Origin of the sequence: Streptomyces sp. NPDC051578, assembly GCF_044454045.1 — a bacterium.
Lineage (GTDB): Bacteria > Actinomycetota > Actinomycetes > Streptomycetales > Streptomycetaceae > Streptomyces.
Window position 1 is genome coordinate 1,774,635 of the sequence record NZ_JBITDH010000001.1, and the last position, 19,505, is coordinate 1,794,139.

The window sequence follows — 19,505 nt, forward strand, 5'->3', positions numbered from 1 at the left end:
GCGTTCACCCGTAAGGGCCCCGGAGCCGGACGCGGGGGTGACGGATCCGCGGACACCGGGCATACCAGCCGATGAGCGCCAGTTGGGCCGCGGCGCGGTGCGGATCGTAGGTCGGGGCGCGGCCCCGGTCGCGGGTCAGGGCGCGGTGCGGGGCGCGGCCCCCGGTCGCGGGTCAGGGCGCGGTGCGGACCGGGAAGCCGGTCGGCCGGCCCTGGTCGGCGAGCCAGTCGAGCACCTGGTCGAGGGCTTGGACCGTCTGGGAGCGGTTGCCTCCGCCGTCGTGGAAGAGCAGGGTCGGCCCGTTCTTCGTCTCCCGCTTGACGGTGGCCACGATCGCCGCGACGCCCGGCTTGGCGAAGTCCTTGCTGTCGACGTTCCAGCCGAGCGGGCGCATGCCGTTCTCGGCGGCGAGACGGCGGCTCTGCGGGGTGAACGCGCCGCCGGGCGCCCGGTAGTACTCCACCTCGCCCGCACCGCCGGCCGCCCGCTCTATCTGCCGCTTCGCGGCCAGGATCTGCTCCTGCTGGTAGGCGGCGGGCTTCTTGTCCATCGCCGTGTCGTGCGAGGCGGTGTGGTCACAGAGCCGGTGGCCCGCCGCGACGACCTCCCTGACCAGGTCGGGGCGGGCCTCGGCCTGCGGCCCGATCATGCAGAAGGTGGCCTTCACGTCGTGCCGCTTGAGCACGTCGAGGACCTGCGGGGTCCAGCGGGGGTCGGGCCCGTCGTCGACGGTGATGTTGACGGCCCGCGCTCCGCCCTCGGAGGCGTGGGCTATGCCCTCGGGTACGTGCCGGGACATCTCCTGGGGGGCGGTCTGGCCTCCTGGCGCGGCGGACGGTCCCCCGTCCGCCCGGGGGCCGTCCTGGGCCGGTCCGCCGAGGGTCGTCGCGCCCCAGACCGTCGCCGCGACGGCCGCGGCCGCCGCCACCGTCGCGATGGCCGGCCGGGCCGTCGTCCTCCCCCGCCGCCGTGCGCCTGCCGTGAACCCCATGAGCCGTTTCAACTCCCCGCATCGCGTCCGCTTTGTGTGTTCCGTCCATAGATCATGACGTCCGCCGCCGCTGAGGAGTTCCGCCCGAGAGGGTGTCAGGCTCCCGCGTCCGCGGCCTTCGTCGGTGATCGTCCCTGTTCCGAAGGGGAGTTGGGCACGCAAAAAGCCCGGCCCCGGGAGATCGGCGGATCCCCGGGGCCGGGCTTTCATGAGGCCGTCCGCTCAGTGGGCGAGGGACTCCTGCGGAGCCTGGGCGGCCTTGCCGCCCTCACCGGCGCCGGCCGCGGCCGGACCCGCGCCCCGCAGCGGGACCTCCTTGACGAACCAGGCCACCAGGAAGCCCAGTACGGCGATGGCCGCGCCGAGCAGGAAGGCCGAGTGCGTACCGGCGGCGACCGCGTGCTGGTAGGCCTCGCGCATCACCGCGGGCAGCTTGGCCAGGCTGGCCGCGTCGAGCTGCGCCGAGCCCGCGTTGGCGGCAGCGGCCGGGCCAAGCCGGTCGGTCATGGTGTCGGTGACCTGCGAGGTGAACAGCGACCCCATCAGGGCCACGCCGAATGAACCGCCGAGCGTACGGAAGAGGGTGGCGGAGGACGAGGCGACGCCCATGTCCTTCATGTCCACGCTGTTCTGCGCGACCAGCATCGTGATCTGCATCAGGAAGCCGAGCCCGGCGCCGAGCACCGCCATGTACAGGCCGGAGACCAGTCGGGTGGTGTCGGTGTCCATCGTGGCGAGCAGGAAGAGCCCGACGACCATGAGCGCGCCGCCGACGATCGGGAAGATCTTGTACTTGCCGGTGCTGGTGGTGACGCGGCCCGCGATCAGCGAGACGACCATCATCGAGAGCAGCATCGGCAGGAGCAGCAGGCCCGAGTTGGTGGCGGAGGCGCCCTGCACGGCCTGCTGGAACAGCGGCAGGTAGAGCACGCCACCGAACATCGCGAAGCCGACGAGGAAGCCGATCACCGACATGAGGGTGAAGTTGCGGCTGCGGAAGATGTGCAGCGGCATGACGGGCTCGGCGGCCTTGGTTTCGGCGAAGAGGAACGCGGCGATCGCGACGACGCCGACGACGATCAGGCCGATGATCTCACCGGAACCCCAGGCGTACTCGGTCCCGCCCCAGGTGGTGACCAGCACGGTGGAGGTGATCGCGAGGGTCAGCAGGGCCGCGCCCAGGTAGTCGATCTTGCCTTGCGCCTTCTTCTTGGGCAGGTGCAGGACCGCGCTCACCATCGCCAGCGCCACGGCGCCGAGCGGGAGGTTGATGTAGAAGGACCAGCGCCAGCCCATGTGGTCGGTGATGGTGCCGCCGACCAGCGGGCCGCCGATCATGGCGAGGGCCATGACGCCGGCCATCATGCCCTGGTACTTGCCGCGCTCGCGGGGCGGGATCAGGTCGCCGATGATCGCCATGACGCCGACCATCAGACCGCCGGCGCCCAGGCCCTGGATCGCGCGGAAACCGATCAGCTGACCCATGTCCTGGGCCATGCCGCTGAGGGCGGAACCGATCAGGAAGATCACGATGGAGGTGAGGAACGAGCCCTTGCGCCCGTACATGTCGCCGACCTTGCCCCAGATGGGCGTGGAGGCCGCGGTGGCCAGCGTGTACGCCGTGACCACCCAGGACAGGTGCTCCAGCCCGCCGAGCTCGCCTACTATCGTCGGCATCGCCGTACCGATGATCATGTTGTCGAGCATGGCCAGCAGCATCGCGATCATGAGGGCCATGAGCACGACGCGGACGCTGCGGGGCTTCACCTCCCCGGAGTTCTCCGTATTTTTCGTCATCTCCACCATGTCGTCCACTCCCCTGGCACTTTCCGCACCCGGCCACTTACTTGCCGCCCGGCTAGTTCACTACACTGGTGAAGGTAGACGCGTCACTAGCCGGGCGTCAAGTAAGTTTCTTGGGGAGAGTCATGTCCAGCAGCAGTCCGCACCAGCGGCGCGGGAACACGCGCCAGCGCATCCAGGACGTCGCGCTGGAGCTCTTCGCCGAGCAGGGGTACGAGAAGACGTCGCTGCGCGAGATCGCCGAGCGGCTCGACGTCACGAAGGCGGCGCTGTACTACCACTTCAAGACCAAGGAAGACATCATCATCAGCGTCTTCGAGGACCTGACCCAGCCCATCGACGACCTGATCAGCTGGGCCGGGGGCGAGCCGCGCACGCTGGAGACCAAGCGTGAGGTGCTGCGCCGCTACAGCGAGGCGATGGCGGCGGGAACCTCGCTCTACCGCTTCATGCAGGAGAACCAGGCGACGGTGCGGGAGCTCAGCATCGGCGACACCATGAAGAAGCGGCTCTTCTCCCTGGTGGAACTCCTCAGGGCGCAGGACGCCCCCCTGGCCGACCAAGTCCGCTGCATCAGCGCGCTGTTCACCCTGCATGCCGGGATGATGTTCCTCCAGCACGTGGAGGGCGACCCCGAGGAGACCCGTAAAGCGGCCCTGGAAGTCGCGACGGACCTCATCACCCAGGCCCACCACCACCTGCCGTAGACCGCCGGAGCCCGCCGGAGCCCGCCGGAGCCCGTCAGGCGGGCTACCCCCGTCCGCACCGGCCGCGGGCGGGGACCCTACGACCGCAGGAACCCGGTGAGGGTGTCGACGTAGGCGTCCGGGTGCGTGAGGTGGGGGACGTGACCGGCGCCCACCAGGGTGACGACCCGCGACCCGCGCAGCGCTTTGCCGAGCTTGGCGACGATCCCGGGGAACCAGGGCATGCCCGCGCTGCCCCTGGTCAGCAGGGCGGGGCCGGTGTAGCAGGCGGCGAGGCGCGGGAGGTCGATCATGGCCCAGGCCGGGTCCGACTGCTCGTCGAGGAAGGTGGGGGCGTTGGCGACGAACGTCTCGCGGATCGACTCCGGCACCCTGCCCCACTCGCCCGGCCCGGAGACCACCTCTTCCACGAAGCGCCGGGCCGCGGCCGCGTGGTCGCCGCCGCGGATGTCCGCGAAGACGGCGTCCAGGCGCAGGCGGGCGGCTTGCGCCTCCTGATCGCCCTCGACCAGCCCCAGCAGCGGGGGCTCGTGGGCGGCGAGGGCGCGGAACAGGTCGGGGCGGCGGGCGGCGAGGCCGAGGACGGTGGACCCGCCGAAGGAACCTCCCGCGACGTAGGCCGGGGCGAGGTCCAGGGTCTCGATGAGCGCGGCGAGGTCGTCCTCGTCCTGGGTGCGGGTGCCCTGGCCGGGCGGGCGCTCACTGCCGCTGTGACCGCGACGGTCGTAGACCACCACCCGGTACGAGCGGGCCAGGCGCGGGGCGACCAGGCGCCAGGTGTGGTGGTCGACCCAGGACCCGTGGACCAGCACGAGGGGGTCGCCCTCGCCCGTGACCTCGTAGAACAGTTCCACGCCGTTCACCCGGGTCCGTGGCATGCCGAGTCTCCTGATCCGCCGGTAGGTCCGCCGGGACACATACCTCGGGATGCCACGGCTCACACGCGCCGTTAGCCCGTGTGGCGGCCTTCGTCAGGGGGTGGCAGGGCGACCTACTTCTCGCTGCGGGGGAAGGTGACCTCGACCCGGCGGTTCTTCTTGCGGCCCTCTTCGGTGCCGTTGTCGGCGATCGGGTAGTCCTCGCTGTAACCGCGGACGTCGAAGATGACCCCGGGACTGGTCACCGTCTTCGCGAGCTCCGCCTGCACGGCGTCTGCGCGCTGCTTGGACAGTTCCTTGCCGTGCTCGTAGGTGCCCTGGTCGTCGGTGAACCCGAAGACCCGTACGCGGGTGGCCTTCTGCTGGTTGATCTCCTGCGCGATGGCCTGGATGCGGGCGGCGGCCTGGGCGTTGAAGACGGCGCTGTCCTCGGGGAACAGCACCTCGGCCTGCAGGGCCATCATGACGGTCTGGTTGGTCTCCTGCCGCCGCTGCTCCCCGCCGAGGTCCTCGACGACCTCGGCGATGTCGAGCACCTTGACGGGGGCGAGGGTCCCGCCCTGCGGGATCTTGAGCCCGGGCGCGTTGGAGTCGATGGCCACGGGCGCGGCGGCGGAGGGCTCGGTCCCGGGCGGCACGGAGGGCTTGATGTCGTCGGCGTACGCGGTGGTCGCGCCGAGGATGTGGGCGCCGGCGATGACGAGGCCGGCGACGGCGGTCGCGGCGGAGACGCGGTGGCGTGTGGTCATGGGGTCACCCGGAGATTTTGACGGTGGCCGTGGCGAAGGTGGGGAGGTTGAAGTCCACCTCCGTGGTCGTGGACGGAGGTGCCGGGAACTGGGCGAAGAAGGGGACGGTCTGGCCGCCCTCGATCGTGGACACTCCTGTCGTGCATAGGCACCTCCCGTCCGTATCCCGTAGGACGTAGTACCGCTTCTTTCCTGCTTTGTCGGTCAACGAAACGCCAGCGATAGACGTGCCGCTGGCGGTGAGTTCATTGCCGCGCCAGGCCGTGGTGTTCACAAATGGGGTGGCCCCCATGTTCTTAAGCTGACCACTCACCGTGAGGAAGCCCCCGGCATCGCGGGTTACCGAATTGATCGATAGGACCATGCCGCCCTCCCCGTTCGCCGTGGCGATAACCTGCGTCGGAGTGGCTGTCGCCGAGGGAGCAGCGTTCTGCGAGTTGCCCGCTTGGGGTTGTGAGGCCGGTGGCGTCGACGGTCCTCTGCGGTTCTCCCCACCGCCACCGCATCCGGCCAACGTGAGAGCGAGTGCCACCGCAACCGCTACAGCAGCACCAGCACGGACCTTCACCGTGTGCCGAATCCTCATGTAGGAAGCTTCCTTGTCCGTCATTCACAGTCAGTCGGTCAGTCGCACATCGAAGAGGTCTGTCCCTAACACGCGCCACTGATCCGGTTTCGAAGGGTCGAAGCTAATCTCCTTCCCTCCCTTGCAGGCGATGTTCACAGGACCGCGCCCGGGGGCGCTCCCCTCGGCAGGCAGAGAGGATCGACCCAAGTGGCAACGCGGCTCGATTACTGCGGTCGCGTCAGCGATAGCGTGCTGCACATCAGTTCCAGGAACCACCGAGATTCCAACGGATCTCCGCGTCTCGACCACCACCATGAAGCGGAGGTCAGAAACGGTGCACGAAGAAGCCTTCGCACCGTTCTGCTCCGCGAAGCTACTGGCCTTCCCACAGGCGCCCCCCGGATCGAACAGCCTGCCGTTGAGGACCTCAGCCCAGTCCTCGGGCTGGAGATCAGCAAGAACGAGCCCCGCAGCCAAGTGATCGCGGGCGTCCTTGGCCGCCGCCAACGCCGCGGCATCGGCGGCACCCTGCGCATCGCTGCGCGTGACAGCCGCCTGTGCCACCGCGAAGAACGCGAACGCAGCGAACAACAGGCCCACCACCACGACGGCATAGATGGGAAATGCCTGCCCCCGGTCACCCAGTCTGTCCCCACTCATTTGCCGGCAGTGATACTCGCAACCTGGGACTTGATCTTGTTTGTGATGTCCTGCCCGATGCCTGTGCCAACAATCGCGCCGATGATGACCACGACCACCAGGATGATGCCCAGGTACTCGAAGGCCGTTTGGCCGCGGTCCCTTGGGGTCTTGCCGGTGTACCGCTTCCGCATCCTTGCCAGGGTGTTGTGTGACATGGGGGTTTCCTCCCGGGCCGGTGCCGCTGTCGATGGGCGGAATGTACGGGGAGTCAGCAGTGGTGACCAAGGGTCCCGGGGCCCAAATACGGACCCACTGCGTCAGGCGTCTACCCATGGCCGGTCACTCCTGGACGGGCCGTTCCCAGCCAGTGGGCTATCGCTTCGCTGCGGGTGGTGGTCCGGAGCTTCGCGAAGATGCGGTTGATGTGGTTCTTGACCGTCTTCTCGCTGATGAAACAGGCCGCCGCGATCTGCTGGTTGTTCATCCCGGACGCGATCAGATCCATGACCTCCTCCTCCCGCGAACTCAGGCCGTACGCCATGTGGTTGACGAGTCGCTGAGAAGACTGTGCCACAACTGGTTGCGTTTGCGAAGAGGCCCGGAGTTCCGCGAGGAGGGCGTTCGCCGCCGTCGGGGTGAGGTGGGCGCGGCCGGCGTGGGTGTCGTGGACGGCCCGGATCAGGTGGTCCGGGGTGAATTCGCCGTGGACGAGGTAGCCGCCCGCGCCCAGGAGCAGGGCCTCCCGGACGACCTCCGCCTCCTGGCTGTACGTCAGCATCAGGACCGGCGCCAGCCGGACGAGGTGCGGCAGGGCCGAGATGCCGTCGACGCCCGGCATCCGGACGTCGAGCAGGACCACGTCGGGCCGGTGGAGGCGGGTCAGGTTCAGCGCCTCGCGGCCGTCCGCCGCCTGGGCGGTGACCTCCAGGCCCTCGGCGGTCGCCAGCAGGGCGGCCAGGCCCGCCCGGACGACGGGGTTGTCGTCGGCGATCAGGATCCGCAGCGGGGGCATCACGGGCTCCCGAGGGGGAGGTCGAGCCGTACCCGGGTGCCCGGGCCGCCGTCCGGGCGGGGGCCGACGCGCAGGTCCGCCCCGATGGTCGCCGCGCGCTCCGTCATGCCGAGCAGACCGTAGTGGCCGGCCTGCGCCAGGGCGGGGACGTCGACCCCGCCGGGCGGCAGGCCCCGGCCGTCGTCCTCGACGGTCAGGGTCAGGGCCGGGCCGGACACCGCCGCTTCCACCACGACCCGGGACGCGCACGCGTGGCGCCGGGCGTTCTCCAGGGCCTCCGCGGCCACCGCCAGAAGGTGCCCGGCGACGGCCGACGGGAGCAGCGGCAGCGGCCCCGCGATACGGAGCTCCGCGCGCCCGGCCGCCAGCGCCCGCAGCTCCGCCGCCGGCGAGACGCCCGGGGTGTCCAGGTTCCGGCGCAGGTCCGTCAGCAGCTCCCGCGACTCGGCCGCCGCCCGGCGGGCCGCCTCCGCCACCGCCCGCGCCTGGCGGCGGGTGGTCTGCGGGTCGGCCGCGGCGGCGTCGGCGGCGGTGCGGGAGAGGGCGTCGGCGGACAGGGCCAGGCCGTGCAGGGTCTTCGACACCGAGTCGTGCATCTCGCGGGCCAGGCGCTCCCGTTCGGCCCGTACGGCTTCGGCCACCGCCAGCCGCGCCCGGGTCTGCGTCAGGGCCTGGCTCGCCGCCCCGAAGCGGAAGAGGAAGTCCCGTAGCGAGGCTCCCGCCGCGCCCGCCACCAGGCACAGCACGGCGAGCGTGAACCCGCCGGTGACGGCCGCCACCACCGCCGCCTGCGCGGCCGCGTACACCGCCGAGCCGCGCCACCCGTAGACCAGGCCGGCGAGCAGCGGTGTGCCGAGCGAGAGCGGGCCCAGCGGGGACGCGGGGGTGGCGGTGATCAGGAGCAGCGCGCTGAACGCCATGTCCACGGCCAGCAGCCAGCGGTGGCGCACCAGCAGCGGCCCGAAGCGCTCCCAGTCGCGGAACAGGACGTAGGACAGCATGAAGGTGAGCAGGACCGCGCCGCCCACCAGGTACACGGGGCCGCCGGGCGCGGTGCGGCCGAGGGCCACGGGCGCGCCCAGGCCGAGCAGCACCATCCGGAACGCGAAGACCTGGCGGCACAGCGCCTGCAGCGCGTTCACCTGGAGGGCGATCGGAGGGGCCGGTTCCGCGGTGCCTCGTGCGGCCGGGGGTGCGAAGCCGATCGTGGCGGCCATGGCTCACCCGCTCCCGAACAGGGCGCCGAAGTCGATGTCCGCCCCGTACACGAACCCGCACACGAGCAGGATCAGCGTGCCCGGCAGCATGAACATCGTGACGGTGAAGGTGGCCTTCGGGACCGCCCGCGCGGCCCGTCGGCGGGCGTTCTGCGCGTCGGTGCGGCGCATGTCCTCCGCGATCGCGATCAGCGTCTCCACGATCGGCGAGCCCAGCTCCTCGCCCTGCTGGAGCGCGGTCACGAACTGCGCCACCTGCTCGGAGTCGTTGCGCCGGCGCAGCTCGTCGAAGGCCTGGCGGCGGCTGACACCCATGTCCATCTGCTGGAGGGTGATGCGGATCTCGTCCGACCAGGGCCCCTCGTACTTGCCAGCGACCCGCTCCAGCGCCTGCCGGAAGCCGAGCCCGGCGCTGACGACGACCGCCAGCACGTCCAGGAAGTCCGGCAGTGTCCGCTCGATGTGGTCCCGGCGCACTCGGATCGCCGACCACAGGCCCGCCTCGATCCAGAACAGGCCGAAGGCGACCATGAGCAGGGCGGCCACCAGCTGCCCGTTGACCAGCATCGCGACGGCGCCGAGCGCGCCGAGGAACCCGTAGACCGCGCGCCGGGCCGCGTACCGGTCGATGGTCAGGCCGGCCGGGTTGCCCGCCATGTCGATCTGGCGGCGCTTGCGGGCCACCCGGTCCGGGCCCATCAGCCGCAGCACCAGGGGGGCCCAGCGGATGCCCATGCGGTCGACGAGGGAGCCGACGGCCGTGGTGCGGGTCGCTCCGACTTCGAGGGCGAGGGCGAGGTCGCTGGGGAGTTTGACGTCGGCGCGGTAGAGGCGGACCCCGTACAGGGCGCCGAAGACCGACAGCCCGAGGGCCGCGGCGAGCAGCAGTGCGGTCACGTCGTCCCCCTCACACGTCGATCTTCGAGAGCCGGCGGATGAGGACGAATCCGAGGGTGAACAGGCCGAGGGCGATGACGACGGCCGTCTGCCCGATGAACGCGCCCGTCATGCGGTCCAGGGCGCCCGGCATCATCATGTCCACGAGCAGCAGCGACCCGAGCCCGATCGCGGGTACGAGGTACGCCGTCACCGTCACCTGCGAGAGCTGCGTACGGATCTCCCTGCGCGTCTCCTTGCGCTGTTCCAGCGTCACCGTGAGGTTGCGCAGGCTCCCCACGAGCGCGCCGCCCGCGCGGGCGGACAGCACCAGGGTGGAGACGAGGACGACGAGTTCGCGCGAGGGCAGGCGTTCGGTCAGCTCGCCCAGGGACTCCTCGATGGAGTGGCCGACGGCGAGGCGGTCGGCGACGCGGCCGAGTTCCTCGCCCGCCGGGGCCTCCAGTTCCTCCGCCGCCATGCCGATGGCCGTACGCAGCGCCAGCCCGGCCTGCGTGGCGTTGGCGAGGATGCGGGCGAGTTCGGGCAGCTGGTTGATGAACCGCTCCGTGCGGCGCGTGCGCTGCCAGTTGAGGAAGGCGTTGCCCGCCCACAGCCCGATCAGGCCCGCCACCGGGCCGAAGAACGGGGCCAGCAGGGAAGACGAGACGAGCCAGACCCCGGCCACGGACATCAGCATGTAGACGAAGAACTCGCCCGGGGTGAGGTCCAGGCCGGTGGTCGCCAGCTTCACCTCGATCCGGCGGCCCAGCCGGGTGCGGCGCAGACGCCGGTCGACCCCGCGGAAGCGGCGCCGTCGGCCCAGGGGCTCCGGGGCGCCGCTCGCGGAGAGGCGTTCGATGAGGGCGGCGCGCTGGGCGCGGCCGGCGGCGTAGGCGTGTACGCCGAGGACCACGAGCAGGCAGGCGAGCAGCGTGGCGCCGAGGGTGAGGAGGATCAGAGGGTTCACAGGACGGTCCGGGTGGTCCGAGCGGTACGGGCGGCGAGCTGGTCGTCGGACAGGGCGACTCCGAAGGCCTGCGGGATCGGCTGGTTGTTCATGTAGAGGCGGTCGGCGATCGGGCGCGGCAGCGGGTAGTACTCGAAGTGGCCGTGCACGCGGCCGTCCGGGCCCATCGGGCGGGCGGCGAACCGGCACACGGTGATGATCCGGAAGGGTTCGCGGCCGTGCGAGTCGAGGATGGAGATCTCGGTGATGCGGCGCGAGCCGTCGCCGAAGCGGGTGAGCTGGACGACGACGTTCACCGCGCTGTTGATCTGGTCCTGGAGCGCCTCGAACGGGATCTCCACCTCGGACATGGACGCCAGGGTCTGCAGGCGCAGCAGGGCGTCCTCGGCGCTGTTGGCGTGGACGGTGGCCAGGGAGCCGTCGTGGCCGGTGGACATGGCCTGGAGCATGTCGAGGGTCTCGCCGCCACGCACCTCGCCGACGATGATGCGGTCGGGGCGCATGCGCAGGGAGTTGCGCACGAGGTCGCGGATGGTGATCCGGCCGCTGCCCTCGACGTTGGCGGGGCGGGATTCGAGGCGGATCACGTGCGCCTGCTGGAGCTGGAGTTCGGCCGAGTCCTCGATGGTGATGATCCGCTCGCCCTCGGGGATCAGGCCGGAGAGGGCGTTGAGGAGGGTGGTCTTGCCGGTGCCGGTGGCCCCGGAGACGATCACGTTCGTCTTCGCCTGCACCAGGCCGGACAGCAGGAGCAGCATCTGCTCGTCCAGCGAGCCCAGGCTGATCATCTCGTGCAGGGTGAACGCGCGCGGGAAGCGCCGGATGGTGAGCGTGGCGCCGGTGAGGGAGAGCGGCGGGATGATCACGTTGACGCGCTCACCGCTGGGCAGCCGGGCGTCGACCATCGGATTGGCCTCGTCCACGCGGCGGTTGACGGTGGAGACGATGCGCTCGATGGTCTGCATGAGCTGCTCGTGCGAGGCGAAGCGCAGCGGCAGTTGTTCGACGCGGCCGGCGCGCTCCACGAAGATCTGGTCCGGGCCGTTGACCATGATCTCGGAGATCGACGGGTCTTCGAGGAGCGGTTCGAGGACGCCGAGGCCGAGCGCTTCGTCGACGACGCGGCGGATGAGCTGGGCGCGTTCGACGGTGGAGAGGACCGGGCCCTCGCGGCTGATGATGTGGCCGAGTACGCGCTCCAGCCGGGCCCGGCGCTCGGCGGGCGCGAGCGCCGACATCTCGGCGAGGTCGATCTCCTCCAGCAGCTTCGCGCGGTAGGAGGAGACCAGCCGGCCGTCCTCGCGCGGGTTGTGGCGGTCGTCGGGGGTGCCGACCCGGGAACGCAGGCTCACGTCAGGGTCCCTTCGGGTCGTCGTTGGGCATGACGGCGGTGGCCCTGGCGGGGTCGAGCCCGAGGCCGGGGATGAGGGAGGTGACCGGGATGGAGACGGTGGCCGTGACCGCGTCCCCGCCGGAGGACACCGCGATCTCGGCCGCGAGCCCGGAGCGGATGGCCGCGTGGCCCGCCGCCTCCCCCGCCCCCGGCTTGCGGGCCTCCACCCGGGCCGCCGTGCGCGCCGCCGTCTCGGCCTGCTGGTGGACGTAGCCCACCCAGCCGAGCTGGATGCCGCACAGCGCGACGAAGAGCAGGATGGGGATGAAGCCGATGTACTCCAGGGCCACTTGGCCCCGGTCGGCCGTGCCGGCCTGCCGGGTCCGCCTCATCTCACTCCCCTCCCCTGTCCTGCTCCTGTGACGAGCCGCCCTCGCCGGTGACGGGAACGCCGGTGTCGAGTCCGGGGAACAGCACGGGGACGTGGAGCCTCACGGTCGCCTTGTAGAGGTCCCCCGCGTTCGCGCAGTCCACCTCGACGGCCCAGGCGCTCCCGATGTGCCGGCGCGCCGCCGTCTGGCAGGCGGAGTCCCCGTGCACCGCGCCCACCCGCGCCGCCTCGTCGGCCGCGTTGCCGGCCAGCGAGAACGCGTACCCGATCAGGACGCACTCCCACACCGCCGCGACGAGCAGCAGGATCAGCGGCACCACACCGACGAACTCGACGGCCACCTGTCCACGGTCCCGGCTCCGCGCGGCCACGGCCTCACCCCTCCCGGCCCCGGCGGAGCCGGGCCAGTGGTCCGGCCGCCGCCCGTACGGCCAGTTCGGCGGAGGGGGATTCGGCGGTGGCGGTGGCCGGGGCGGACAGCAGGCCGAGTTCCCCCGCCAGCTTCCACAGAGCCTGCTTGACCGTCGAGCGGTTGTCGAGGTCCTGGACGCGGCCCGCGTCCACCACCGCCTGGAGCTCCTTGAAGGCGGCGGGGACCGGGGTGCTGGTGACCCGGGTCCCGGTGATCTTCTCGATCAGGGCGGGCTGGATCTCGGTGTGCCTGCTCCAGCGGTTGACGACCATCACGGTGTCCTCGGCCTTGCGGACCTGGAGCCGCTCCCACATCCGGACCAGCCGCTTGGCGGCCCGTACCGCGACCACGTCCGGGGTGGTGACCAGGACCGCCACCTCGGCGAGTTCCACGGCGGCCGCGTTGGCCCCGGTGACCTGGGTCCCGCAGTCGATGACGACCAGCTCGTAGCGGGCGCGCAGGGCGGCGATGACGAGCCGGGCGGCCCGTTCGTCGACCTCCTCGCCCCGTTCGCCGTCGCCCGGGGCCAGCAGCAGCGCGAGCCCGGTGCGGTCGTCGTACACGGCGTCCTGGAGGACCCGGGGGGAGATGTCCTGGATCCCGGCGAGGTCGGCGACGGAGCGACGGAACTGCACGTCGAGGTACGAGCCCACGTCCCCGGCCTGGAGGTCCAGGTCCACCAGGGCCGTACGCCGCCCCGAGGCGGCCGCGGCCAGGGCGAACTGCACCGCCGCGAAGGTGGTCCCGACGCCGCCCTTGGCTCCGGCGACGGTCACCACCCGGCCGCCGGGACCGGCCGGCTGCTGCTGGCCCCCGCCCAGGTGGCGCCGTACGCCCACGGACCACTGGGCGGCGGCCTGGACGCGGGCGGCGAGTTCCTCGTAGGCGACGGGCAGTCCGATCAGGCCCCGCGCGCCGGAGTCCATGGCGGCGGAGAACAGGGCGGGCCCGGCGTCGGACGACAGCAGGACCACACCGACCGCCGGGAAGCGCAGGGCGACCTCCCGGACGAGTTCCAGGGCGGGCAGCGGGCCGATCCGCTCGTGGACGAGGACGACCTCGGGCAGTGCGTCGACGGACTCGGCGGCGAGCCGCGCCAGCGTGTCGAGCAGGGTGGTCGAGTCGGGGACGGGCCCGGCCGATTCGGCGGCGGGGAGCCGGCCCAGGAGGGTGGCGATGAGGCGGGCGGCGTCCGGGTCGCCGGCCGCGGGGAGGATTCGGGTGCTCATCCGGGCCTCACTTGTCCCCGTCGAGGGTGTACGTACGGTCGCCCGGGCCGGGGGCCGACTCGGTGCCGGGGGCCACCAGGGCCAGCCGTACGTGCTCCGCGAACGACTCGGCGTACGCGACGCGCTGGGTGTCCTTGGTGTTCAGGGCGAAGGTGATCGGGACCGCCTCGGCGGGGCCCTTCTTGTCGCTGTCCTTGTCGAGGGGGGTGAGTTTGCCGACGTTCAGGACGCGGGCGTTGGCGACGATGATCACCGAGCGGGAGGGATCGGTGTCCTTGGCGCCCTTGAAGGTGGCGATGATGTTGACCTTGGCGCCGGAGGTGATCTTGCCCGCCACCCCGGTCGCGGCGTCGATCATGATCGCGATCTCCTGCTCGCCCGGCTGGAGCTGGGGCTTGTCGACGAACATGTCCTCCTGGAGGAGGGAGCCCTTCTTGAGCGTGGTGAGGGCGATCTTTCCCTTGAGGTCGCCGAGGTCGGTGACGGCGGTCTCGGACAGCCACCGCTTGGGGACCTTCACCTCCTCGAACTGGCCCGCGCCCAGGGGGCTGTACGGGGCGATGTCCCCCTTCACGCGGTAGGCGACGACCTCGGACCCGACCTTGGAGTTGACGTCGCCGATCACCACGAGGACCCCGGCGAACGCCGCGAGCGCGCACAGGACGGACAGCAGCAGCAGGATGACGCCGCGGCGCTGGCGTGAGTTCATGAGCCGTACTACCTCGCCGTTCTTCGTTCGTTCGGGCCGGTCAGAGTCGGGATCTGGGCGGTGCGGCACCCTGCCCGGCGGCGGGCGGCGGCGCCGGTGGCGGCGCGGTCAGCGGGGCCGAGCAGAAGCCGCAGCGGTCGCCGATGAGCTCCATGCCGCACCAGCGGCACTCCTCGCGGCGGACCGAGGCGACGAGCTGGTAGAGCACGGACGGGTCCGGGATCGCGGCGGCGAACTCGACGAGCTTCGGCGTCGCCCACCAGGCGGCCGAGTCGGCGGGCAGCGGGTTCTCCATGACGCCGGCGACCTGCCAGGCGGGCGCCAGTTCGCCCGCCACCCAGTCGGAGGCGAGCTGGCCGCGGGCGAAGGTGAGGTGCGTGACGAAGCCGGGGCCGGGCGGCAGTACGGCGGCGCCGCCCGCGTGCGCGCCGGAGGAGGCCGGGGGCACCAGCCTGGCCAGATGGGGCGTGGGGTGCGCGAGTACGGCGAACTGGGCGCCGGGCGACCAGGAGCGGGCGTGCGCCTTGAGCCCGACCGGCACCCGGTCCAGTCTGGCGACGCTGCCCAGCAGGGCGCCCGCGTAGATGTAGTGGGACAGCAGCCGGGCCGCCGAGGCGATGACCCCGGGGCTGAACTCGCAGACGCTGAGCTGGCGCAGCTGACGCACCAGCAGGGCGACGGCCAGGGGCGGCAGGTCGGCCTCGACCAGTGCCATGCGGTCAGTCTCCAGGATGGCCCGTACGGTGTGCAGCCGCCGCACGGTGGCGGCCGGGAGCCAGGACGGTACGACGACCACGAGGTGGCCGTTCGCCTCCAGCAGGGCGGTGGTCTCGGCGAGCGCGCCTTCGAGGTCGACCTGTCCGGGCGGGCGCAGCACGGCGGCGCCGGGGGTGTGCCGGTCGGAGGCCGGCAGCACCAGGTCGGCGCTGGTGACAGCAATGGCGGTCGGCACGCGAATCCCCCCGTTCACCCCGTACACCGCGGCCCCGCCCGCCCGTCACGCGGCCTTCACCTCCGCGTACGAACGGCGCGACCGCACACGGCCAGCGCACTTCCCCCCTGCGTCAGCACCATATCCGCGTCGTCCGCGGCGGGGCAGGGCCTTGGTGATTCCCGTGCCGCGAGCACATGTCACAGGTGGCCGGAAACCGGGACAACGGGGACCTGACGACCGGGGGAACTGCGCTGATTTCAGGCCACATTGACAAGAGGCTTGACACCGGGATTGGTCTGGACCAACTTGGCTCCCGGGGTCCCCCACACGCCCCCGTCACCCCGTTCACATCCCCCTCTCCCCCCACCGGAGCCCTCGTGAACCGCATACGCTCCCTCGCCCTGCCCCTCGCCGCCGCGCTCGCCGCCGGCGCCCTGACCGCCGTCACCGCCGGTACGGCACAAGCCGCCGACGTCAATGTCGCCCGTAACGGAGGCTTCGAGTCCGGCCTGGCCGACTGGTCCTGCTCGGGCGGCAGCGGCGCCGCCGTCACCTCCCCCGTCTTCTCGGGCTCCGGCGCTCTGAGGGCCACCCCGGCCGGCCAGGACAACGCCCAGTGCTCCCAGACCGTCACGGTCAAGCCGAATTCCACGTACACGCTCAGCGCGCAGGTGCAGGGCTCGTACGTGTACCTCGGCGCGACCGGGACCGGCACGCAGGACGTGTCCACCTGGACCCCCGGCTCGGGCGGCGGCTGGCAGAAGCTGTCCACCACCTTCTCCACCGGACCCGGCACCACCCGCGTCACCGTCTGGACGCACGGCTGGTACGGCCAGCCGGCCTACACCGTGGACGAGTTCAGCGTCTTCGGCCCGGACGGGGGCGGCGGCACCGATCCCGGTCCCGGCGTTCCGGGGGCGCCCTCGGGGGCCGCCGTTTCCGGTCAGAGCGCGAACGCCCTCACCCTTTCGTGGAACGCGGTCAGCGGGGCGAGCGGCTATTACGTGTATCAGGACGGCGTCCGCGTCCGCACCGTCACCGCCTCCCCCGTGCAGCTCACCGGGCTCGCCGCCGCCACCTCGTACGCGCTCCAGGTGAGCGCGTACAACGCGGCGGGCGAGGGCCCGAGGTCGGCGGCGGTGACCGGGACCACGACGGGCGGCGGTAGCCCGAACCCCAACCCGGCGGTGCCCCGGCACGCCCTGACGGGCTACTGGCAGAACTTCAACAACGGCGCGACGGTCCAGAGGATCTCGGACGTCTCCGCGCAGTACGACATCATCGCCGTCTCCTTCGCCGACGCCACGACCACACCCGGCGCCATCTCCTTCACCCTGGACTCGGCCGGTCTCGGCGGGTACACGCCGGCGCAGTTCAAGGCGGACATCGCGGCGAAGAAGGCGGCCGGGAAGTCGGTCGTCCTCTCGATCGGCGGCGAGAAGGGCACCATCTCGGTCAACGACTCCGCCTCCGCGAACAACCTGGCGAACTCGGCGTACGCGCTGATGCAGGAGTACGGGTTCAGCGGCATTGACATCGACCTGGAGAACGGGCTGAACCCGACGTACATGACGCAGGCGCTGCGCTCGCTGTCCGCGAAGGCCGGGTCCTCGTTCGTGCTCACGATGGCGCCTCAGACGATCGACATGCAGTCGACGGCGGGCGGCTATTTCAAGACGGCGCTGAACGTGAAGGACATCCTGACCGTCGTCAACATGCAGTACTACAACAGCGGCTCGATGAACGGCTGTGACGGCAAGGTCTACTCCCAGGGGACGGTGGACTTCCTGACGGCCCTCGCCTGCATCCAGCTGGAGGGCGGCCTCGACCCCTCGCAGGTGGGCCTGGGGGTCCCCGCCTCGCCCAGCGGCGCGGGCAGCGGCTACGTCTCGCCGGCCGTCGTGAACAACGCCCTGGACTGCCTGGCGCGCGGCACGAACTGCGGTTCCTTCAAACCGTCGAGGACCTATCCCGGGCTGCGCGGCGCGATGACCTGGTCGACCAACTGGGACGCCAAGGCGGGTAGCGCTTGGTCCGACACGGTGGGTCCGAAGGTCCACGCGCTCCCCTAGGCGGTACGTGTGGGGGTGACCGGTGACCGACCGGCCCGACCGCTTTTGGCCGGTTTCGGATTCTTGACCCGGACATGCCATGAGAGCACGCTGTGCGCGTCCGCACGGCTACCCCCACACTCCCACCCAGGAGGACGCATGCGGCTCCACAATCCTCGCAGGGCCGCCGTCACGGCGGCCCTGCTGGCCCTCGCGCTCGGCGCACCCGCCTACGGGATGAGCGCGACGGCCGCCCCACCACCCAGCCCCTCGACCGCCACCCAGGACGAGTCCATCGCCCAGTACGAGGTCCAGGGCCCTGCCACGGCGGCCGAACGCACCGCCCTGCTGCGCACCGGCGTCTCGATCGACGAGGTGGACGCCCGCTCCGTCGTCGTCAGCGCGGACCCCGCCCAGGCCAGGAACCTGCGCGCGCTCGGCTACCGGATCACCCCGCTGCCCGGGCCGCCCGACCGCTCGCTGGGCGGCGTGGCCACGGGGGTGAACGACTTCCCGTCCGCCGACTCGAATTACCACAACTACGCCGAGGCCACGGCGGAGATCAACCAGCGCATCGCCCAGTACCCCTCGATCATGAGCAAGCAGGTCATCGGGAAGTCGTACCAGGGCCGGGACATCATCGCGATCAAGATCAGCGACAACGTCGGGACCGACGAGGCCGAGCCCGAGGTGCTCTTCACGCACCACCAGCACGCCCGTGAGCACCTGACCGTGGAAATGGCGCTGTACCTGCTCAAGGAGTTCGGCTCCAAGTACGGCTCCGACGCCCGCGTCACCAACCTGGTCAACAGCCGCGAGATCTGGATCGTCCCGGACCTCAACCCCGACGGCGGCGAGTACGACATCGCCTCCGGCTCCTACCGCTCCTGGCGCAAGAACCGGCAGCCCAACTCCGGCTCCTCCTACGTCGGCACGGACCTGAACCGGAACTGGAACTACAAGTGGGGCTGCTGCGGCGGCTCCAGCGGCAGCAAGAGCTCCGAGACCTACCGCGGCACGGCCGGCGAGTCGGCGCCCGAGGTGAAGGTCGTCGCGGACTTCGTCCGCAGCCGCGTGGTGGGCGGCAAGCAGCAGATCAAGGCCGCCATCGACTTCCACACCTACAGCGAGCTGGTCATGTGGCCGTTCGGCTGGACGTACAACGACACGGCGCCCGGCATGACCGCCGACGACCTCGCCGCCTACAAGAAGATCGGCACCGGCATGGCGGCCAGCAACGGCTACACGGCCGAGCAGTCGAGCGACCTGTACATCACGGACGGGACGATCGACGACTGGCTGTGGGGCGACCAGAAGGTCTTCGCCTACACCTTCGAGATGTACCCGAGCGACACCGGCGGCGGGGGCGGCTTCTACCCGCCCGACGAGGTGATCGACCGCGAGACGGCGCGCAACCGGGAAGCCGTGCTCCAGCTGCTGGAGAACGCGGACTGCATGTACCGCTCGATCGGCAAGGAGGCGCAGTACTGCGCCTAGCCCTTTCCGGTGCGTGACCGGAAAGGCGGGGGCGCCCCACCGCCAGGGGGGCGCCCTTCGCGCGGGCCCGTCCGGGGACGGCCTGCGGGACTAACCGAGGACGGCCAGAGCGTCGATCTCGACCAGCATCCCGGCGGGCAGGCCCACGTAGACCGTGGTGCGTGCGGCCGGGGCCTCCTTGATGCCCTGCTCCTCGAAATACGCGTCGTAGATCTCGTTCATCTCGGCGAAGTGCCCGGTGTCGGTGAGGTAGACGCGGATCATCACCGCGTCCTCCCAGCTCGCGCCGCCCGCCTCCAGGACGCTGCGGACGTTCTCCAGCGTCCGCAGCGTCTGCTCGCGCAGCGACGGGCCGGCGAGGGTGGCCGGTTGCCCCTCCACGTGCGGCAGATAGCCGACCTGGCCCGCGACCTGGAGGATGTTCCCCTTGCGCACGCCGTGCGAGAACCTCGCGGGCGGGGCGTTGTGGGTCTCGGGCGTGACGGCGGTCTTCTCGGTCATGGGGCGCCTTCCTGTGTGGCTCGTACGGTCGCTCG

General features: G+C 71.3%; 21 protein-coding genes. 3 read left to right on the forward strand and 18 right to left on the reverse strand.

The window, feature by feature from the left end:
- Positions 1-172: 172 nt before the first annotated feature.
- Both ACIA6C_RS07925 and ACIA6C_RS07930 read right to left on the reverse strand, forming a co-directional pair.
- Positions 173-991 carry a polysaccharide deacetylase family protein gene (locus ACIA6C_RS07925; RefSeq protein WP_399273654.1) on the reverse strand — a complete coding sequence of 273 codons (819 nt, stop codon included), beginning with the start codon at positions 989-991 and terminating at the stop codon, positions 173-175.
- 222 nt (positions 992-1,213) lie between these two features.
- Positions 1,214-2,797, reverse strand: a complete 1,584-nt coding sequence (locus ACIA6C_RS07930) for an MDR family MFS transporter (RefSeq protein ID WP_399273656.1) — start codon at positions 2,795-2,797, stop codon at positions 1,214-1,216.
- 122 nt (positions 2,798-2,919) lie between these two features.
- On the opposite strand from ACIA6C_RS07930, the gene ACIA6C_RS07935 reads away from it, so the two are divergent.
- On the forward strand, positions 2,920-3,501 hold the full coding sequence (locus tag ACIA6C_RS07935) for a TetR/AcrR family transcriptional regulator (RefSeq protein ID WP_399273658.1): 582 nt from the start codon (positions 2,920-2,922) through the stop codon (positions 3,499-3,501).
- Between the two features lie 77 nt (positions 3,502-3,578).
- Here the strand turns inward: ACIA6C_RS07935 and ACIA6C_RS07940 are convergent, their stop codons facing one another.
- The 15 genes from ACIA6C_RS07940 to ACIA6C_RS08010 all read right to left on the reverse strand — a co-directional run bounded on the left by ACIA6C_RS07940 (position 3,579) and on the right by ACIA6C_RS08010 (position 15,439).
- Positions 3,579-4,379, reverse strand: a complete 801-nt coding sequence (locus ACIA6C_RS07940) for an alpha/beta fold hydrolase (RefSeq protein ID WP_399273660.1) — start codon at positions 4,377-4,379, stop codon at positions 3,579-3,581.
- Positions 4,380-4,492: 113 nt separating this feature from the next.
- The gene (locus tag ACIA6C_RS07945) at positions 4,493-5,128 is read right to left on the reverse strand and encodes an OmpA family protein (protein WP_399273662.1); all 636 of its coding nucleotides are present in this window, start codon (positions 5,126-5,128) and stop codon (positions 4,493-4,495) included.
- A 4-nt stretch (positions 5,129-5,132) separates the two neighbouring features.
- Positions 5,133-5,261: a hypothetical protein gene (locus ACIA6C_RS07950; RefSeq protein ID WP_399273664.1), complete on the reverse strand. Its 129-nt coding sequence runs from the start codon at positions 5,259-5,261 to the stop codon at positions 5,133-5,135.
- A gap of 483 nt (positions 5,262-5,744) precedes the next feature.
- Positions 5,745-6,356 (reverse strand): pilus assembly protein TadG-related protein, encoded by a 612-nt coding sequence (locus ACIA6C_RS07955; protein WP_399273666.1) that lies wholly within the window; start codon positions 6,354-6,356, stop codon positions 5,745-5,747.
- Complete coding sequence (locus ACIA6C_RS07960) at positions 6,353-6,553, reverse strand: hypothetical protein (protein WP_399273667.1); 201 nt, start codon at positions 6,551-6,553, stop codon at positions 6,353-6,355. Before ACIA6C_RS07960 ends, ACIA6C_RS07955 begins: the two co-directional genes overlap by 4 nt.
- Positions 6,554-6,663: 110 nt before the next feature.
- Positions 6,664-7,350, reverse strand: coding sequence for a response regulator (locus tag ACIA6C_RS07965; protein ID WP_399273669.1), 687 nt, complete (start codon positions 7,348-7,350; stop codon positions 6,664-6,666).
- The gene (locus ACIA6C_RS07970) at positions 7,350-8,567 is read right to left on the reverse strand and encodes a sensor histidine kinase (protein WP_399273671.1); all 1,218 of its coding nucleotides are present in this window, start codon (positions 8,565-8,567) and stop codon (positions 7,350-7,352) included. Before ACIA6C_RS07970 ends, ACIA6C_RS07965 begins: the two co-directional genes overlap by 1 nt.
- 3 nt (positions 8,568-8,570) lie before the next feature.
- Positions 8,571-9,464: a DUF5936 domain-containing protein gene (locus ACIA6C_RS07975; RefSeq protein WP_399273674.1), complete on the reverse strand. Its 894-nt coding sequence runs from the start codon at positions 9,462-9,464 to the stop codon at positions 8,571-8,573.
- A gap of 10 nt (positions 9,465-9,474) precedes the next feature.
- Positions 9,475-10,413 carry a type II secretion system F family protein gene (locus ACIA6C_RS07980; protein WP_399273676.1) on the reverse strand — a complete coding sequence of 313 codons (939 nt, stop codon included), beginning with the start codon at positions 10,411-10,413 and terminating at the stop codon, positions 9,475-9,477.
- Positions 10,410-11,765, reverse strand: a complete 1,356-nt coding sequence (locus ACIA6C_RS07985; RefSeq protein ID WP_361129290.1) for a CpaF family protein — start codon at positions 11,763-11,765, stop codon at positions 10,410-10,412. Before ACIA6C_RS07985 ends, ACIA6C_RS07980 begins: the two co-directional genes overlap by 4 nt.
- Position 11,766: 1 nt before the next feature.
- Positions 11,767-12,138 (reverse strand): TadE/TadG family type IV pilus assembly protein, encoded by a 372-nt coding sequence (locus ACIA6C_RS07990; protein ID WP_399273678.1) that lies wholly within the window; start codon positions 12,136-12,138, stop codon positions 11,767-11,769.
- Between the two features lies 1 nt (position 12,139).
- Positions 12,140-12,478 carry a TadE family protein gene (locus tag ACIA6C_RS07995; protein WP_399273680.1) on the reverse strand — a complete coding sequence of 113 codons (339 nt, stop codon included), beginning with the start codon at positions 12,476-12,478 and terminating at the stop codon, positions 12,140-12,142.
- Positions 12,479-12,512: 34 nt separating this feature from the next.
- Positions 12,513-13,778 carry a CpaE family protein gene (locus ACIA6C_RS08000; protein ID WP_399273682.1) on the reverse strand — a complete coding sequence of 422 codons (1,266 nt, stop codon included), beginning with the start codon at positions 13,776-13,778 and terminating at the stop codon, positions 12,513-12,515.
- A 7-nt stretch (positions 13,779-13,785) separates the two neighbouring features.
- Positions 13,786-14,487: a Flp pilus assembly protein CpaB gene (gene cpaB, locus ACIA6C_RS08005; RefSeq protein ID WP_366081378.1), complete on the reverse strand. Its 702-nt coding sequence runs from the start codon at positions 14,485-14,487 to the stop codon at positions 13,786-13,788.
- A gap of 40 nt (positions 14,488-14,527) precedes the next feature.
- Entirely contained in the window at positions 14,528-15,439 is a 912-nt protein-coding gene (locus ACIA6C_RS08010; RefSeq protein ID WP_399273684.1) for a hypothetical protein, read from the reverse strand.
- Between the two features lie 359 nt (positions 15,440-15,798).
- Between ACIA6C_RS08010 and ACIA6C_RS08015 the strand changes: the two genes are divergently transcribed.
- Both ACIA6C_RS08015 and ACIA6C_RS08020 read left to right on the forward strand, forming a co-directional pair.
- Positions 15,799-17,493 (forward strand): glycoside hydrolase family 18 protein, encoded by a 1,695-nt coding sequence (locus ACIA6C_RS08015; protein WP_366081376.1) that lies wholly within the window; start codon positions 15,799-15,801, stop codon positions 17,491-17,493.
- Positions 17,494-17,631: 138 nt separating this feature from the next.
- Positions 17,632-18,969 carry a M14 family metallopeptidase gene (locus tag ACIA6C_RS08020; protein WP_361129311.1) on the forward strand — a complete coding sequence of 446 codons (1,338 nt, stop codon included), beginning with the start codon at positions 17,632-17,634 and terminating at the stop codon, positions 18,967-18,969.
- A 90-nt stretch (positions 18,970-19,059) separates the two neighbouring features.
- Here the strand turns inward: ACIA6C_RS08020 and ACIA6C_RS08025 are convergent, their stop codons facing one another.
- Positions 19,060-19,470, reverse strand: a complete 411-nt coding sequence (locus ACIA6C_RS08025; RefSeq protein ID WP_399273687.1) for a RidA family protein — start codon at positions 19,468-19,470, stop codon at positions 19,060-19,062.
- Between the last annotated feature and the right edge of the window lie 35 nt (positions 19,471-19,505).